We start from the raw sequence: 16,441 nt of genomic DNA on the forward strand, positions 1-16,441 counted from the left end.
CAGAGCACTCCGCGGTTTCCTCCCTTCAGGTTTATTCAACGCCTGCCCGCACGCGCCGGCGCGCACCCCGAGGCCACGGACATGGGCAGGCATCGAACAAACCTCAAGACATTGCGCCACTCGAAACTGCCCGCGAATGTCGCCCGATTCCGGCGATGGGCTGGTCACGAGCCTGGCCCGCACCTCCTTCCCGCCTTAAGAAGGCCACCGGCATGAAAGCGCATCGAAACATTCGTGGAGCGCCGCCTCCGGCGGGACGAATGCGCACCCTCATAGTCAGCCATACCATCTCCGAGCGCCAGCATGCATTCCGTGGCGGAGCTGGTGTGGAATGAGGATCTGGCGCTGCCGCGGATCAATGTCGACGAGGCTGACCAGTGGACGTTGCGCGTCTTCGGCAAGGGCGGCAATCTCCGCATGAGCAAGAGTCGGAAAGTCATGAGTCGAAGACGTCTGCTTGATCCGAGGCACGGGATCACTTCAATCCATCCCTATTTAAGCGATCGAAAAATAGCCATTGCTTCCGCCCTACTTTCAGGCGTTCCAACCCTGCTAACCCCGGCAGAAAATGCTGCATTGCAATGCGCTTTTTGGACTTGCTGCAGACTTTGTTGTCTCTGAAAGCGGGGTTTTCGTATGCCGCAGACTTTGTTGTGCGCCGATACCACCGCAAAAAAAGTTTGACAGACAATCTTTAGATATATATCTTAAGATGCATCTTACGACACTCATAGGAGAGTCCCAGATGCGTCATCCACATCATTTTTCCGGTCCGCGCGGCGCGCGCGACCGTTTTCATCCCGGTTTCCGCCTTCCGTCGCCGCAGGCGAGCGAAGTCGCCGACCTGGGCGCCTCCGAAGCATGCGCTTCCTCCGGCGCCCGCCACCACTACCAGCTGCGCGTTTTGCGTCACGCCTTTGGCCGCCATCACGAGTGGCGCTTCGGCGGCCGTGGCTCGCGCTTCGGCGGTGGTTTCGGCGGTCCGGGCGGATACGGTGGCGGCGGCCCCGGCGGCTTCGGCGGCGACGGCGATGGTTTCCCGCGTGGTCGCAAATTCAGCTCCGACGATCTGCAACTGCTGCTGCTATCGCTGATCGAAGCGCAGCCGAGTCACGGCTACGAGTTGATCAAGGCGCTCGAAACGCGCTCGAACGGCTTCTACAGCCCGAGCCCCGGCATGGTCTATCCAGCGCTGACCTATCTCGAAGAACTCGGCTACGTCACCGTGCAGCTCGAAGGCAACCGCAAGCGCTATGAGCTGGCGGATGCGGGCCGCGAATATCTGGCCGCGAACCGCGAGCGCGTCGAGCTGATGCTCGCGCGACTCTCGCATATCGCACGCAAGATGGATTCGGTGCGCCGCGCGTTTGCCGGCGAGGAGCCGGCCGACGTCAGCGAAGGCGGCTGGGTGCCCGAGCTGAATGAAGCGCGCCGCACGCTGAAGAACGCGCTGCTGCGCCGCGACAACGCGCCGGCCGACGAACAGCGCCGCATCGCGGCGATCCTGATGCGCGCGGCCAAAGAAATCGAAGGCGGCAACCGTGGCGACATCGCAAAGCCCGGCAACGACAGCGAGCCGACCGCCTGACAACGCGCGCCCGTCCATGAGGCGACCCGCGCGTCCTCCCGAACCGAACCGGAGCATCGCCCACATGCAAGAGCAACACACTCGCCCTGATCTCGCCGTGCATCGCGTACGGCATCCGTTGAAGTTTCGTCTGCTGCAGGTCAAGCAGGTGCGCGCGCTGACGCCGTACCTGATTCGCGTGACCTTCACCGGCGCCGATCTGCACGACTTCGTCTCAGCCTCGTTCGACGATCACATCAAGGTCTTCTTCCCCGACCCCGGCGCCGACAAACCTACGCTGCCGCAAGCCGGCCCCGACGGCCCGGTGTTCCCGGAAGGCAAGCGGCCGACCGCGCGCGATTTCACGCCGCGCCGTTTCGATCGCGACGCCCGCGAGCTCGACATCGAGTTCGCGATGCACGACGCGGGCCCCGCAGCGACGTGGGCCGCGCAGGCGCAGGCGGGCCAGTATCTGGGCGTCGGCGGCCCGCGCGGTTCGCTGGTGATTCCGACCGGCTTCGACTGGCATCTGCTGATCGGCGACGACACCGCGCTGCCCGCGATCGCGCGCCGTCTCGAAGAGTTGCCGGCCGGCACGCGCGTCGCCGCGGTGATCGAGGTCGCCGATCCGTCGGCGCGCATCGAGTTCACGACGCAGGCCGAGGTGCATCTGGTCTGGTGCTATCGCAACGAAGCCAACACGCAAAACGGCACGCGCGGCGAAGCGCTGTTGCACGCGGTGCGCGAGACCTGGCTGCCGGAGAACGGCGAAGGCTACGTGTGGGCCGCAGGCGAAGCGGCGACGATCCGCGCGGTGCGTCAGCATCTATGCGGCGAGCGCGGCGTCGACAAAACGCGGATTCGCGCGGCCAGCTACTGGAAACAGGGCGCGGTCGCGGTCCACGAAACGATCGACGACTGAGCTTCTGCTCGCGTGGCGCGCGGCATTAGCGGCGTACTTCGAACAACGACAAAAGGAAATCAACCGATGTACTCAATCACTGCACGGCACGAGCGTCGTTTGTTGTGGCTGCTCGCGCTCACGCAGTTCACGATCATCATGGACTTCATGGTGATGATGCCGCTCGGCCCGCAGATCATGAGCGCGTTCCAGATCGCGCCGGCCGCGTTCGCGACGGCCGTATCCGCGTATTCGTGGTGCTCCGGGCTGTCGGGCCTGTTCGCGGCGACCTATATCGACCGCTTCGACCGGCGCCGTCTGCTGCTCACCATTTACGCGCTGTTCGCGCTGTCGAACCTCGCGTGCGCGCTCGCGTCGAGCTTCGCGCTGCTGCTCGCCGCGCGCGCGTTCGCGGGCATCACCGGCGGCGTGCTCGGCTCCGTGATCATGGCGATCGTCGGCGACGTGATCCCGCTGCAACGGCGCGGCGCCGCGACCGGCACGATCATGACCGCGTTCTCGCTCGCGGCGATCGCCGGCGTGCCGGCCGGCGTGATGCTCGGCGCGCAGTTCGGCTGGGCGGCGCCGTTCTTCCTGCTGGTCGCGTTGTCGCTGCTGGTGTGGTTCGCGGCCTCGCAACAGGTGCCGTCGCTGGCCGCGCATCTGAGCCGCCGGCAGCCGCCGCTCGCGGAAGTACTGCCCGAGCTGTGGCGCCTGCTGAGCAACCGAAGCCATCTGAACGCGTTCGCGCTGACGTTCATGATGATGATCGCGCACATGCTGGTGATTCCGTTCATTGCGCCGATGCTGGTCGCCAATCACGGCGTCGCGCCGCGACAGCTGTCGTGGCTGTACATGGCCGGCGGCGCGGCGACCTTCTTCACGTCGCGCCTCGTCGGCAGATTCGCCGACCGCTTCGGCACGCAGCGCGTGTTTCGCTGCGCGGCGCTGCTGTCGTTCGTGCCGGTGCTGTTCATCACGCATCTGCCGAACCTGCCGTTCTACGCGCTCGTGCTGTTCTTCCCGTGCTTCCTCGTGTTGATGAACGGCCGCATGGTGCCGATGCAGGCACTGCTGACCACGGTCCCCGAACCCGCGCGACGCGGTGCGTTCCTGAGCGCGAACAGCGCGCTGCAGGCGCTCGGCACCGGCACTGGCGCGTGGCTCGGCGGCTTGATGCTGAGCACGTCGGCTGATGGCCGCATCGCCGGGTACGGAACCGTCGGCTGGGCGGCGGTGGCGGTCGCATGCGCGGCGGTGCTGTGGGTCTCGCGCGTGAAGGGCGTGCCGCGCGAAGTGGCGGCGGCCAGCGCCGCTGGCGCGACGATGCCTCGCGCCGGCATTGAAGCTCACATCGCTGGAGAAGGTTAGCGATGCCAGGCAGCGCGCGGTGTCGCTGCGCCGACTGCGCGCCGCGCGTTACGCCTCATCGTCGGTGCTGCCCGTCAGCGCGCGCCGCGCGGCCTCGCCCTGCCCGTGCGACGCCGAGTAAAACACGCGCGCCCGGCCGATCACGATTTTCAGCGTCGCGATGACGGGCACCGCGAGAAAAATCCCAGCGACGCCGCCAAGCTGATCGCCCGCGAGCAGTCCGACGATCACCAGAAACGGACTGACCTCGACGCCTTCGCTCATCAGATACGGATTGAGCACGTAGTCCTGGAACAGCCGGTACAGCCCGATAAAAATCACGAGCCACAACAGGTGCGGATAGCCACTGAACACGGCGACCACGAGCGTGATCGCGACCGCGGCAAGCGGCCCCGCGAATGGCACGAATTCAAGCAGCCCGGCGCTGACCGCGAGCAGAAACGCGTACGGCACGCCGAGCAGCGAGAACACGACGCCGTAGCTAAATAGCGTGGCGAGCGACAGAAACAGCAGCGCGCGCACGTACTTCGACAGCAGCACGTTCAGATCGTCGACGATCTCGTTCCACAGCACGCGATGCCGGCTGTTCAGCAACGCCAGAAACGCGTCGCGCATCCGTTCGCCGTCCTTGATCAGCAGGAAGCTCAGGATCGGAATCAGCACCAGGTAGATCAGGTTGCTCGCCGCGTGGACGACGCCGAGCCCGAGGCTGCGCGCCAACGGCACGGCGTTGTCCGAGCCGGTCTCGATCTGGCTGCGCACGAAATCGACGATCCGCTCGCGCAGCGGTTCGAGAAAATGCGGCAGCGGAAAACGGTTCGGCACATCGGTGCGCAGCAGCGCGGGCAGTTGCGTGAAGAGGCGCGTCGCCTGATCCTGCAATTCCACGCCGAACAGTGAGCCAACCACCGCGAGCAGCGCGACCACGACGACGAACACGACCGCGATCGACACGACGCGCGGCATGCGGCGCGGCCTGACGCGTTCGACCAGCACCACCATCGGGTAGATCAGATAGCTGAAAAACACCGCGAACACGACGACGAGCACCGTCGTCGACGCGATATAGATGAGGAAAAATAGCAGCGCGAGCAGAGACGCGGTCCAGACTTTCCTGGCCGCGCCGACGTCGAATCCCAGCATGAAGCGTCCTCGAATGGGCGATGCGGCGCCGGCGCGACGAGTGCGCCGGCTGACTCTGGACCGTAACAGAAATTTACACGTTCCGTGTGTCGAACGCCGCGCCGCGAGGGCGCGACGCGGCGAGGGCGCGACGCGGCGAGCACCGGCGGCGTGCGAGGCGCTACGCACGCGGTGCGTCATTGCACGGCTTGCGTGCGTGACTTGATGCGCCCGAAACCGGGGGGCAGGATAAATGAAGCTGCGGGTACGTGAAGTTTCGGCTCGCTAACTCTTCACACGCTCTCGTACCTCTTCGGTTTCTTCGCCGATTCTCGCCTGTATCCTGCCGGCTATTTTTTCGGCCGCTCCTTCGGCCTGTTTCGCGCGATTGCCGGTGACCTTGCCAATCGCTTCCTTGACCGAGCCCTTGAGCTCCTTCGCTGTACCTTCTACACGATTCCTGTCCATGGTGCCTTCCTGCCAGGTTTGACTGTGGAGTTGCCTGCTGGCGTTGCAACGAAACAGCCAACGTACGGCGCGACGCGCCTCGTTATGGCGCGGATCGCTTCGCCAGAGGCGATCCGCGTCGGAGCAACCTTAAAATTCCTAGCATCCGGCGTTCCCGATACCCAGTGCGCCGCGCATCGTCACCTCACCGTGACGGTGTCCTTCGCGGCGTCGTTGGCGGCATCCTTGCCGTGAGCCGGATCAGGATGATCATCTTTCGCGCCATGAAAGATATGCTTGAAAAGTTCCTTGTTCTTTGCGCCATTCAAGAGGTTTCGCAGCGCGGCTTCGTCATCGGCCGGCTTGAACGAAAGCACTCTCTTGCGGTAGCGCTCCCTGCGTTCATCGAGCATGTAACTCGCCGGTAGCGGCAGTTCGCGGCTGCCCACGTCGAGATCGATGCCTTCGAAGGTCAGCAGCCCCGCATCGTGATTGATGAAGCACGCGGGAGGCTTGGTCCGGTCGATCACGTAGACGCACTGCTTCTGCAGATTGCCGGCGTCGGGCAGCTTGCCGCGGAAGATCTTGTCACGCAGGAACGTGCACATTTCTTCCCAGCACTCCTCGGTGGATTTTCCCGCCGCGCAGGACCGCAAAATTTCGGTCTTCAGAATGGCCTCTGGCACGGCATAGTAAATCGGATAACCCGCCCTCAGGTAAAGTTGCAGTTGCAACACTTCGTAACAGCGGCCCAACGCATGGATCGACGGCACGAGCAAAGACCGTTCATCCGACTCGTCGCCTTCGGTGGGTCCGGTCGCCGTCTGACTGCGGATCGACGGATGTTCCGGCAGCCCGGAATTCTCCGGTTCCGGCTGTCCGCCGCCCCACAGGATCAGATCGCGAAACAGGATCATCGGCAGGAACGAATGGACGATCAGATCCGTCGACGCCCTGCGTTTGGCGCGCTCGTTCGCATCGGCTTCCACCGGCAGCGTGGGATGCCACTTGCGCGACGAGCGCACGATATCGCCGATCGCCTTCGCCACGCAGATGCCGTTCGGTAGCCCGCCCCCCTCCTCGTCGGCCCAGGTCTGCACCAGGTCCCACGGCTCGCCGATCGGCACGCCGAGAAAATAAAGACCGAGCGACACTGCCGTCAGCAACTCGACGTAGAACTGATTCGCCTGATATGGCGCCGCAGGAATGCCCCGCATCAACTGCGAATCGGCGAGCAGCTTCTTGCCCGATCCGACCTTGCACAGCGCGCCGGCGCAGTGCTTGAGCCGGTCGACGAGACCGCGCACGTCGCGACCGGCAAGCGGCGACTGCCCGCCGACCAGATGGTGTCTGACGATCAGCGAGATCGGCGTCGTGAAGTTCGACCGGTCCGTGTTTTTCGTCGGCACCACGATGCACATCACCAGGTCGCTGATGATCTCCAGGTCGGCCAGCATCGCATCGATGGAATTAGTCATCACTCGACCTCCGCTGCTATCTCTTCGATCGACGGATCGTATCGGCCGTCGATGATCGCCGTCTGCCCCGGCTCGGACGTGGCGATGATCGCCACGGCATCCCGGATCAATCCCTTGCAGCGCGCGGCCAACACTCGCTTGCGAATTCCCGATGGCGCGTCTCCTTCGTTCGCCCATTCCTTGAATCCGAGTCTTTCGAGTACGTGATCCTCGTTCTGTCCGAAGGTGGCCGCGCCGTCCGCGGGTATGGCCTGATGGGCATCGGTCAGGCAGGTGCAGATGTACTCCTCGACGGTCGGGCCACGCGCCGCCAGCGTTTGAATTTCACGCTTGGCCCAGCGGGCGAGCGATACCGAGATCTCATCCATGTCGTGCGTCAGGTTGCGCACCTTGACGTCCTTGCCGCGATCGTCGCCGAGAATCTGATAGACGGTCCGGTCGACCACATGCAGCCACAGCGAAGTCTGCGCAATGCGGATCTTGTGTTCGCACACGACGTCTTTCGAGTCGGCCTCGAGCGCGCGCCGTACGTGCCACAGCACGACGTAATGCCATACGAGTCCAATGAACTTGCCGAAGAAGAGTGCCTTGTCCTGCATCGAGCCGTCGTCGAACTCGGGATATTCGAGAGGCGTCACCAGCGTCATCTTCGTGCGCGCGCCTTCCTTCAAGGTCCGATAGAGCGTCGCCGCGGGGCTGCTGCGATAGCCGTCCCAGGACTCGCGCGCCCACCATTGCTTGTCGATATCGAAGAAACGATAGATCGAAAAAATGCCTTTTTCAGACTCCTGAACGTTCGCCGCGCCGCCGTGAGGCTGGTGCGCCGCGCCCGGCTGCAAGCGCTGCCTCTCCTCTGCGCGGGACTGGTCGTGGTTCGGGTCGCGATAGGCGTCGTAAATCACGCGAAGACCATAGCGGGTTCCCATCGCGTTATCGATGCTGGCCACCTTGTCGCTGAGCTCCTTGCGGATGGTCTCGAGCACCGCTTCCTGCTCGTCGACGAGCTTGCGTTGCTGCTCGAGCGCGGAATAGTGTTCGGCGGCCACGTAAATGGCGGCGAGCGCCAATGCGAGTACGACCGCATCGGTATAGCCCTCCCATATCTCTCCGCCGAACAGCAATACCGCGGGGACGTAGCAGAACACCGGAATGCACCAGCGCGACGCGAACCAGGTTCGCAGGATGCCGACTACACCCTTCGAGCGGGAGTCGACGTCGGGAGCGGCCTCGCCTTCCTCTTCCGCGATACGCTTCTTCTCCTCGAACTCGCGTTCCGCGATGGTCCGCGCCCGTTCTTCTTCTCCACGGCAAATGTGGACATAAAACACGAGGAACGTGAAGGCCGTGACCAGCAACGCAAGCAGCCAGCTCTCGCCCATGCTGGTTGCGCGATCCGCGTCGCTGACTTCCTTCATCACCGCGGCGATCTTTTTAACGCACTCGATGCCGGGAGGAAAGCAATCCGCATCCGGCACGCGATGCGAAAAGGTCACCATCCAGTAGATACCGCTGCCCACCAGAACCGCAATGCCGCCTAGCGCGGTGAGGGCGAGCTTTTTTGCATGAGGGCCCTGATCGAGGTGGGAAGCGGGTTTGTCGCCGAAGGGTTTGGAGCGGCGATTCTCATCTGACGGCTTTTCCATACGCATTGCCTCCTGATCGATCAAGAGCACGGGAATGCGGGAAGCGGTGACGTATAAACGCACCGTAGGTCGGACGAGCGCCGTGATGAGGGCTGCGAGCAGGCTTTGCCGGTCGGGACGGAGCTGAACTATCTATCTAAGATTGCGCCCGGAAAGATGTCAATTGGCGCGCGTAGTCTGTGTCCGCCACACCACAATTGGCACCGGCGGCTGATGGGCGGGACATGCCAGGCAGAGCTAAGGGCGGGCGCGCGTGCGCCGGGCCGCGCGCCCCGCGCGGCATGCGATACGCCGCGCAAGTCAGTCGCCATGCTCCGCGCCCAGCGCCGCCAGCGGATGCGCGTCGCCGTGCCACGGCGAACTCAGGAAATGCCGCACGCGCTCGGGTTGCACATCGGCGAGCGTCGCCGGTGACCAGCGCGGCCGACGGTCCTTGTCGATCAGTTGCGCGCGCACGCCCTCGCGGAAATCGCCTTCCTCGATCGAGCGCTTCACGATGCCGAGCTCCATCCGGAAGCAATCGGCAAGCGTCATCTGCCGGCCGCGCAGCAGCGCTTCGCGCGTCACGTGCAGCATCGTCGGCGAATGGGCGGTCAGTGCGTCGTAGGTCGCTTGCAGCCATTGCCGCACCTCGCGCGGCGGTTCGCGTTCGAGATCCTGACGCAGTGTCGCGACGATGCGCTCGACGCCCGAACGCCGGTCGAAGTGGCGCAGGATCAGTTGCGTCAGCGCGCCGAGCGGCGCGTGCGGCACGATATTGCACGGCGGCTCGAACACGGCGCGCAGCGCGTCGATGCGCTCGCCGTCGTGCGACATGCGCTGCAAACGTTCCTCGAAGCTCGCGAGCCAGTCGGCCGGCACGCACAGGTCGGCCAGTTGCAGCCGCATCGCATCGGCGCCCGCTAGCGTCGCGCCGGTCAGCCCGACATACAGCGCAAGCTCGGCCGGCATCACGCTCAGAAAGCGGCTCGCGCCGACGTCGGGCACGAAGCCGATGCGCGTCTCCGGCATCGCGATGCGGCTGCGTTCGGTCACGATGCGCAGCCGCGCCGCCTGGCCGAGGCCCATGCCGCCGCCCATCGCGATGCCGTCGAGCAGCGCGACCACCGGCTTCGCAAACGTGTGCAACGCGTAATCGAGCCGGTATTCGTCGACGAAGAACGCGAGCCAGCGTGGGTCGCCCTGCGTCGCGAGCCGATGTACCTCGCGCACGTCGCCGCCCGCGCAAAAGCCCTTGTCGCCAGCGCCCTTCAGCACCAGCGCGACGATCCCGGGATCGGTGCGGCAATGCTCGACCAGCACCGCGAGTTCGCGCACCATCGCGTGCGACAGCGCGTTGAGCGCGGCAGGCCGGTTCAGCGTGATGATCGCCACGCGGTTGACGACGCGAAACAGCACGTCGGGTTCGGCTTGCGTGTTCGTCGCGGCGCGCATTTCGACTGCAAAGCCGTGCAAAGTGCTCATTGCTGCGTCTCCCCCGATGCACGGCTCGTCTGCCAGCGCGGCGCGCGTTTTTCGAGGAACGCGTTGACGCCCTCGCGCTGATCGGCGCCATCGAACAGATCGACGAAGCGCTCGCGTTCTAGCGCAAGGGCGGCGGCGCGCGGCACGCCATGCCGCGCCTGATGGATCAGCTCCTTGCTGAAGCTGACCGCCTGCGGGCTCAAACCGGTGACGCGCTGCGCCATGTTCAACGCGGCTTCACGCGCGGCGCCGCGCTCCACCACTTCTTCGACGAGACCGATGCTGAGCGCGGTCGCCGCATCGACGCGCTCGCCGGTCAGAATCATCCGCTTGGCCCAGCCTTCGCCGACGAGCCACGGCAGCGTCTGCGTGCCGCAGCCGCATGGCAGCAGACCGACCGCCGTCTCGGGGAGCGCCAGCACCGCATGCTGCTCGGCGATGCGGATATCGCAGGCGAGCGCGCATTCGAGACCGCCGCCCATCGCAAAGCCATTGAGCGCCGCGATGACGACGGGCCGCGCGTTCTGCAGCGATTCGAAGGCCGCGCCGAAACGCGCGGCCGCGGTGCGCGCGACTTCGCGATCGCCGTCGGCGAACGTGTTCAGATCGGCGCCCGCGCTGAAAAACTTCGGACCGTCGCCGGTGATCACGAGCGCGCGCACGCGCGCATCGGCGTTCAACTGCTCGACGGTGCGTTGCAATTGCAGCAGAGCGTCGGGCGTGAAAGCGTTCGCGGGCGGCCGTTTCAACCTGATCAAAGCAACGGCGCCGTCATCTGCGTAATCGAGGTCGATCATTGCGTGCCTCCCTGGCCGTTACCGCCGCGCTCACGCGAGCGATACAGCTTGATCACCGCCGAAAAGTCCAGGCGCCCCGCGCCGTTCGCGCTCATGGTTTGATAGAGCTGCTGCGCGAGCGCGCCGAGATAGACCGGTTGACGCACGCCGCGCGCGGCATCGGTGGCGAGGCCGAGGTCTTTCAGCATCAGGTCGGTGCCGAAGCCGCCGGTATAGCCGCGCGAGGACGGCGCGGTCTCGATCACGCCCGGCATCGGGTTATACGTGTCCGAACTCCAGCAGCGCCCGGTCGACGTATTGATGATGCTACCGAGCACCTTCGTGTCGATACCGAGCGCCTCGCCGAGCGACATCGCCTCGGCGACGGCCGCCATCGAGATGCCGAGCACGAGGTTGTTGCAGATCTTCGCGACCTGGCCCGTGCCGGTGTCGCCGCAACGCACGATGTTTTTTCCCATCGCCGACAGCACTGGCTTGACCTGCTCGTACGCGCTCGCACTGCCGCCGACCATGAAGGTCAGCGTGCCCGCCGCCGCGCCGCCCGTGCCGCCCGAGACCGGTGCATCGACGAAGCTGTTGCCATGAGCCGCGGCGAGTTCGGCAAACGCTTTCACGCTGGCGGGATCGATCGTGCTCGAATCGATGATCGGCACGCCCGGCGCGATGCCGGCGAGGATGCCATCGTCCGCGACGAGCACGCTGCGCACGTGAGCCGCGGCGGGCAGCATCGTGATCACGCATTCGACGTCGCTCGCGGCGGCTTGCGGTGAGCGGGCCGGCTGTGCGCCCGCGTCGACGAGCGTGCGCACAGCTTCCGCGCTGAGGTCGAACACGCTGAGCGCGTGGCCCGCCTTCAGCAGGTTCAGCGCCATCGGCGCGCCCATATTGCCGAGTCCGATAAAGCCGATCTTCATGATGTCGTCTCCGGGTGTGCCCTCAGTGCCTTCAACGCAGGCGGATCGTCGTGTTGACGCCATCGTTGACGGTGTCGTCGTCGAACCAGCGCGCGGTGACCGTCTTGGTCTGCGTGTAGAACTGCACGACCTGCTTGCCGTAGGGACCGAGATCGCCAAGCTTCGAGCCGCGCGAACCGGTGAAGCTGAAAAACGGCACCGGCACCGGGATCGGAATGTTGATACCGACCTGGCCGATATCGATCTCGCTCTGGAACTTGCGCGCCGCCGCGCCGCTTTGCGTGAAGAGGCCGACGCCGTTGCCGAACGGGTTCGCGTTGACGAGCGCGATAGCATCGTCGAGCGTCGCCACGTTCAGCACCGCGAGCACCGGCCCGAAGATTTCGGTGCGGTAGATTTCCATGTCGGCCGTCACGTCGGTGAACACCGTCGGGCCGATGAAGTTGCCCTGCTCGTAGCCGTGCACGTTCACATCGCGGCCGTCGAGCGCGAGCGTCGCGCCCTCTTTCACGCCAGCGTCGATCAGACCGAGAATGCGCTGCTTCGCGGCGCGCGACACGACCGGCCCGACATCGGTGCCCGGCTCGTGACCCGCGTTGACCTTCAGCGTCTTCGCCTTCGCGACGAGCTCGGGCAGCCACTCGCGCGCGGCACCGACCAGCACCGCCACCGAACTCGCCATGCAGCGCTGACCGGCCGCGCCGAACGCGGCGCCGGCGAGCGCGTTGAGGGTCTGTTCGCGATTCGCGTCGGGCAGCACGACCGCGTGGTTCTTCGCGCCCATCATCGACTGCACTCGCTTGCCGTGTTCGCTGCCGAGGCGATACACGTGCGTGCCGACCGCCGTCGAGCCGACGAACGAAATCGCCTTCACCAGTTCATGCGTGCACAGCGCATCGACGACTTCCTTGCCGCCGTGCACGACGTTCAGCACGCCCTTCGGCACGCCGGCTTCGAGCGCCAGTTCGACGAGCTGCATCGTCGACAGCGGGTCCTGCTCGGATGGCTTCAGCACGAAGGTATTGCCGCACACGAGCGCCATCGGGAACATCCACAGCGGGATCATCGCGGGGAAATTGAACGGCGTGATGCCGACGCATACGCCGAGCGGCTGGCGCAGCGTGTAAGTGTCCACACCACCGGCGACGTTCTCGGCGAACTCCCCCTGCTGCAACGTGCCGATCGAACACGCGTGCTCGACGACTTCCAGACCGCGGAAGATGTCGCCCTCGGCATCGGGAATCGTCTTGCCCTGCTCGGCCGACAGCGTCTTCGCGATGCGCGGCATATGCTCGCGAATCAGCGCCTGGTACTTCAGCATGATGCGCATGCGCGCGCCGATCGGCGTCTCCTTCCACGTTTTGAACGCGGCGTGCGCGCTATGCACCGCCGCGTCGACTTCCGCGACGGTCGCGAACGGCACGCGCGCGAGGACCGCCTGTGTGGCCGGGTTCACGATGTCGCGCCACTCGGTCGTCTTCGATTCGACGAACTCGCCGTTGATCAGCAGTTTGACGGTGGCCACGGCGCCGGCAACGTCGCGGCCGGTCTCGTTCGAAGCAAGGGTGCTCATGCTGAAACTCCTGTGATTTAGAAAACAGTGCCCCGACGCGTCGAATCCGAAGCTCGAATTCAACACGTGCGATTCAAACCGGGGCGGCAAACCAGCAATGGCGAGGAATAAAGACAGTCACCGCAAGTCGGGAAAATCCTCTTCCCAATACTCGTCCGGCAGACGCGCGGGCTCGGCCGCGCGCTCCATTTCGCGGCGCCGCAATTCGACGCGGCGGATCTTGCCGGAGATCGTCTTCGGCAGTTCGCTGAATTGCAGACGGCGAATCCGCTTGTACGGCGCGAGTTTTTCACGCGAGAACGCGAACACCGCGCGCGCGAGTTCGGGACCGGCTTCGTAGCCGTGACGCACGGTGACGAACGCCTTCGGCACCGACAGACGCAACGCGTCCGCGCTCGGCACGACGGCCGCCTCGCCGATCGCCTCGTGTTCGATCAGCACGCTTTCGAGTTCGAACGGACTCAGGCGATAGTCGGACGACTTGAACACGTCGTCCGAGCGGCCGACGTACACGTAGTAGCCGTCGTCGCGACGCAGCGCGACATCCGACGTGCGATAGAGGCCGTTGCGCATCGACTGCGCGGTCGCGTTGGCGTTGTTCGCGTAACCCGTCATCAGGCCGAGCGGCCGTTCGGCGAGCGGCAGCGCGATTTCGCCTTCGCCGACCGGCTGGTCGTCGGCGTCGAGCAGCTCGACCCGGTAGCCCGGCAGCGGACGCCCCATCGAGCCGGCCACGACCGGCTGGCCCGGCGAATTGCCGATCTGGCAGGTCGTTTCGGTCTGGCCGTAGCCATCGCGAATCGTAATGCCCCACGCGTGCTTGACGCGCTCGATGACCTCCGGATTCAGCGGCTCGCCGGCGCCGACGATTTCGCGCAGCTTCACCGGATAGTCGCCGAGCGGCTCCTGCACGAGCATGCGCCAGACGGTCGGCGGCGCGCACAGCGTGGTGACGTTGAAGCGCACGAGCGCGGCGAGTGTGTCTTTCGGCACGAAGCGCGGGACGTTGAACACGAACACGCAGGCCTGCGCGTTCCACGGCGCGAAGAAGCAGCTCCACGCGTGCTTGGCCCAGCCCGGCGAGCTGATGTTCCAATGGATGTCGCCGGGTTGCAGGCCGATCCAGTACATCGTCGACAGATGCCCGACCGGATAGCTCTGGTGCGTATGCTCGACCAGCTTCGGCTTCGAGGTGGTGCCGGACGTGAAGTACAGCAACAGCGGATCGCTGGCGTGGGTGACGCCGTCCGGCGTGAAATGCGGCGAAGCCTCGTACGCGGCGGCAACATCGATCCAGCCGTCGCGCGGCGCACCGACCGACAGGCGGGTGAGCGGCACGTCGAGCGCATCGAATTTGCCCAGCTCCGCGCTGTCGACCACGACGAACTTCGCGCCGCCGATCTGCACGCGGTCGCGCACGTCGTCGGCGGATAGCTGCGTGGTGGCGGGCAGCACGATCGCGCCGAGCTTCATCGCGGCGAGCATCACGTCCCATAACTCGACGCGGTTCGGCAGCATCAGCAGCACACGGTCGCCGCGGCCGACGCCCGCGCCGCGCAGAAAGTTCGCCATCCGCGACGAGCGCTCCGACATCTGCGCGTACGACAGACGCAGGCCGTCGCTGGAAGGATCGTCGACGATCCACAGCGCGGGGTTGTCGTTGTCGCGCGCGATCGCGTCGAAGTAGTCGAGCGCCCAGTTGAACTCGCCGAGCGCGGGCCACGCGAATTCGCGGTACGCGCGCTCGTAGTCGGTGCGATGGCGCACTAGCAGATCGCGCGCTTCGAGAAAGGCTTTCGCTGCTGTCATCGTCGTCTCCTGTCGACCAGAGTTAGCGCTTTAGCGCTTACTCCGGTCTCATGCAACGTAGTTGCGAGTGGCGCGGGGCGCGCTCGGTTATTTTCGCCGCGGTGATCCAGGCGAGCATCCACGGCCAGGCTATTGTGCGCTCAAACGCCGCCCTCAAACATGGCGCGCGATCACCATCCGCTGCACTTCGCTCGTCCCTTCGTAAATCTGCGTGATCCGTGCATCCCGATAGTGGCGCTCGACCGCATAGTCCTCCAGATAGCCGTAGCCGCCATGAATCTGGATCGCGTTCGAACAGATCTCCTCCGCAAGCTCCGACGCAAAAAGCTTCGCCTGCGACGCCTCCGACAGACACGGCCGCCCCGCCGAGCGCAGCCGTGCCGCGTGATGTACGAGCAGGCGCGCGGCATTCAGGCGCGTCGCCATGTCGGCAAGCATGTTCGCGATCGTCTGGTGGTCTTTCAGCGGCTTGCCGAACTGTTCGCGCTCGTTCGCGTAGCGGCGCGCGGCGTCGAACGCGGCGCGCGCAATGCCGACTGCCTGCGCGGCGATGCCGATGCGCCCGCCTTCGAGATTCGACAGCGCGATGCGCAGACCCTCGCCCGGCTCGCCGAGCAGATTGGCCTCGGGCACCGCGCACTGATCGAGCGAGATCGGACAGGTGTCGGACGCGCGAATGCCGAGCTTGTGCTCCGGCCGGCCGACGTCGAAACCCGGCGTCGAGGTCGGCACGATGAAGGCGGACAGGCCGCGCTTACCGCGCTCGGGATCGGTGACCGCGAATACGATCGCGAGACCGGCGCGCGCACCGTTGGTCACGAACTGCTTGCTGCCGTTCAAAATCCACTGCCCGTCGCGCCGCTGCGCGCGGGTGCGCAGATTGTTCGCCTCGGAGCCCGCCTGCGGCTCGGTCAGGCAGAACGCACCGATCGTCCGGCCGTTGGCGAGCTCGCGCAGATAGCGGTCTTTCTGCGCGGCGCTGCCGAAGTTCAGGATCGGCGCGCAGCCGACCGAGTTGTGCACGCTCATCAGCGTCGCGCAGGCGGCGCAACCGGCCGCGATCTCTTCCAGCGCGAGCGCATAGGCGACGTAATCGGTGTAGGAGCCGCCCCACTCGGCCGGCACCATCATGCCCAGAAAGCCGAGTTCGCCCAACTGCGCGACGACCTCGGCCGGCAGTTGCGCGTCGCGATCCCATTGCGCCGCGTGCGGCGCGAGGCATTCGGTCGCGAAGTCGCGCGCGGCGTCGCGGATCATCCGTTGTTCGTCGGTGTAGAAGCTGTCCATGACTGCGTCCTCGTTGGTGCCGCCGGCCGTGCTGGCGATCGCTGTGATGCGGCAAGTGTAGGCAAGCG

At 65.4% G+C, this 16,441-nt stretch carries 14 protein-coding genes; 4 read left to right on the forward strand and 10 right to left on the reverse strand.

The genetic code is table 11. The features are described 5' to 3' along the window. The first annotated feature begins 303 nt into the window (after positions 1–303). The 4 genes from HDG32_RS01615 to HDG32_RS01630 all read left to right on the forward strand — a co-directional run bounded on the left by HDG32_RS01615 (position 304) and on the right by HDG32_RS01630 (position 3,839). A complete protein-coding gene (locus HDG32_RS01615; protein WP_184062691.1) occupies positions 304–621 on the forward strand; it encodes a hypothetical protein in 318 nt (105 codons plus the stop codon). Between the two features lie 124 nt (positions 622–745). Further along, entirely contained in the window at positions 746–1,588 is an 843-nt protein-coding gene (locus HDG32_RS01620) for a PadR family transcriptional regulator (protein ID WP_184062693.1), read from the forward strand. A 64-nt stretch (positions 1,589–1,652) separates the two neighbouring features. After that, positions 1,653–2,489, forward strand: coding sequence for a siderophore-interacting protein (locus HDG32_RS01625; RefSeq protein WP_184062695.1), 837 nt, complete (start codon positions 1,653–1,655; stop codon positions 2,487–2,489). Between the two features lie 66 nt (positions 2,490–2,555). After that, on the forward strand, positions 2,556–3,839 hold the full coding sequence (locus HDG32_RS01630; protein ID WP_184011232.1) for an MFS transporter: 1,284 nt from the start codon (positions 2,556–2,558) through the stop codon (positions 3,837–3,839). Positions 3,840–3,887: 48 nt separating this feature from the next. Here the strand turns inward: HDG32_RS01630 and HDG32_RS01635 are convergent, their stop codons facing one another. From HDG32_RS01635 to HDG32_RS01680, 10 genes are all read right to left on the reverse strand, one after another. Beyond that, the gene (locus tag HDG32_RS01635) at positions 3,888–4,982 is read right to left on the reverse strand and encodes an AI-2E family transporter (protein WP_184062697.1); all 1,095 of its coding nucleotides are present in this window, start codon (positions 4,980–4,982) and stop codon (positions 3,888–3,890) included. A gap of 264 nt (positions 4,983–5,246) precedes the next feature. After that, positions 5,247–5,429: a CsbD family protein gene (locus HDG32_RS01640; RefSeq protein WP_018425391.1), complete on the reverse strand. Its 183-nt coding sequence runs from the start codon at positions 5,427–5,429 to the stop codon at positions 5,247–5,249. 179 nt (positions 5,430–5,608) lie between these two features. After that, entirely contained in the window at positions 5,609–6,886 is a 1,278-nt protein-coding gene (locus HDG32_RS01645; RefSeq protein WP_221307584.1) for a hypothetical protein, read from the reverse strand. Further along, positions 6,886–8,529 (reverse strand): hypothetical protein, encoded by a 1,644-nt coding sequence (locus HDG32_RS01650; protein ID WP_184062701.1) that lies wholly within the window; start codon positions 8,527–8,529, stop codon positions 6,886–6,888. Before HDG32_RS01650 ends, HDG32_RS01645 begins: the two co-directional genes overlap by 1 nt. 300 nt (positions 8,530–8,829) lie before the next feature. Further along, complete coding sequence (locus HDG32_RS01655; protein WP_184062703.1) at positions 8,830–9,993, reverse strand: enoyl-CoA hydratase/isomerase family protein; 1,164 nt, start codon at positions 9,991–9,993, stop codon at positions 8,830–8,832. Continuing rightward, positions 9,990–10,790, reverse strand: coding sequence for an enoyl-CoA hydratase (locus HDG32_RS01660; protein ID WP_184062705.1), 801 nt, complete (start codon positions 10,788–10,790; stop codon positions 9,990–9,992). Before HDG32_RS01660 ends, HDG32_RS01655 begins: the two co-directional genes overlap by 4 nt. Then, positions 10,787–11,704, reverse strand: coding sequence for a 3-hydroxyisobutyrate dehydrogenase (gene mmsB, locus HDG32_RS01665; RefSeq protein ID WP_184062707.1), 918 nt, complete (start codon positions 11,702–11,704; stop codon positions 10,787–10,789). The genes HDG32_RS01660 and mmsB overlap by 4 nt, the downstream gene beginning before the upstream one ends. Before the next feature lie 31 nt (positions 11,705–11,735). Next, positions 11,736–13,277, reverse strand: coding sequence for a CoA-acylating methylmalonate-semialdehyde dehydrogenase (locus tag HDG32_RS01670; RefSeq protein WP_184062709.1), 1,542 nt, complete (start codon positions 13,275–13,277; stop codon positions 11,736–11,738). A gap of 117 nt (positions 13,278–13,394) precedes the next feature. After that, the gene (locus HDG32_RS01675; protein WP_184062710.1) at positions 13,395–15,086 is read right to left on the reverse strand and encodes an AMP-binding protein; all 1,692 of its coding nucleotides are present in this window, start codon (positions 15,084–15,086) and stop codon (positions 13,395–13,397) included. Between the two features lie 153 nt (positions 15,087–15,239). Next, positions 15,240–16,373: an acyl-CoA dehydrogenase family protein gene (locus HDG32_RS01680; RefSeq protein WP_184062712.1), complete on the reverse strand. Its 1,134-nt coding sequence runs from the start codon at positions 16,371–16,373 to the stop codon at positions 15,240–15,242. Positions 16,374–16,441: the final 68 nt, after the last annotated feature.

The organism is Paraburkholderia sp. CI2, assembly GCF_014201055.1.
Lineage (GTDB): Bacteria > Pseudomonadota > Gammaproteobacteria > Burkholderiales > Burkholderiaceae > Paraburkholderia > Paraburkholderia tuberum.

Coding starts and splice junctions, on each gene's coding strand:
- HDG32_RS01615 (WP_184062691.1), top strand. CDS start 304: ATGCATTCCGTGGCGGAGCTGGTGTGGAATGAGGATCTGGCGCTGCCG.
- HDG32_RS01620 (WP_184062693.1), top strand. CDS start 746: ATGCGTCATCCACATCATTTTTCCGGTCCGCGCGGCGCGCGCGACCGT.
- HDG32_RS01625 (WP_184062695.1), top strand. CDS start 1,653: ATGCAAGAGCAACACACTCGCCCTGATCTCGCCGTGCATCGCGTACGG.
- HDG32_RS01630 (WP_184011232.1), top strand. CDS start 2,556: ATGTACTCAATCACTGCACGGCACGAGCGTCGTTTGTTGTGGCTGCTC.
- HDG32_RS01635 (WP_184062697.1), bottom strand. CDS start 4,982: ATGCTGGGATTCGACGTCGGCGCGGCCAGGAAAGTCTGGACCGCGTCT.
- HDG32_RS01640 (WP_018425391.1), bottom strand. CDS start 5,429: ATGGACAGGAATCGTGTAGAAGGTACAGCGAAGGAGCTCAAGGGCTCG.
- HDG32_RS01645 (WP_221307584.1), bottom strand. CDS start 6,886: ATGACTAATTCCATCGATGCGATGCTGGCCGACCTGGAGATCATCAGC.
- HDG32_RS01650 (WP_184062701.1), bottom strand. CDS start 8,529: ATGGAAAAGCCGTCAGATGAGAATCGCCGCTCCAAACCCTTCGGCGAC.
- HDG32_RS01655 (WP_184062703.1), bottom strand. CDS start 9,993: ATGAGCACTTTGCACGGCTTTGCAGTCGAAATGCGCGCCGCGACGAAC.
- HDG32_RS01660 (WP_184062705.1), bottom strand. CDS start 10,790: ATGATCGACCTCGATTACGCAGATGACGGCGCCGTTGCTTTGATCAGG.
- mmsB (WP_184062707.1), bottom strand. CDS start 11,704: ATGAAGATCGGCTTTATCGGACTCGGCAATATGGGCGCGCCGATGGCG.
- HDG32_RS01670 (WP_184062709.1), bottom strand. CDS start 13,277: ATGAGCACCCTTGCTTCGAACGAGACCGGCCGCGACGTTGCCGGCGCC.
- HDG32_RS01675 (WP_184062710.1), bottom strand. CDS start 15,086: ATGACAGCAGCGAAAGCCTTTCTCGAAGCGCGCGATCTGCTAGTGCGC.
- HDG32_RS01680 (WP_184062712.1), bottom strand. CDS start 16,373: ATGGACAGCTTCTACACCGACGAACAACGGATGATCCGCGACGCCGCG.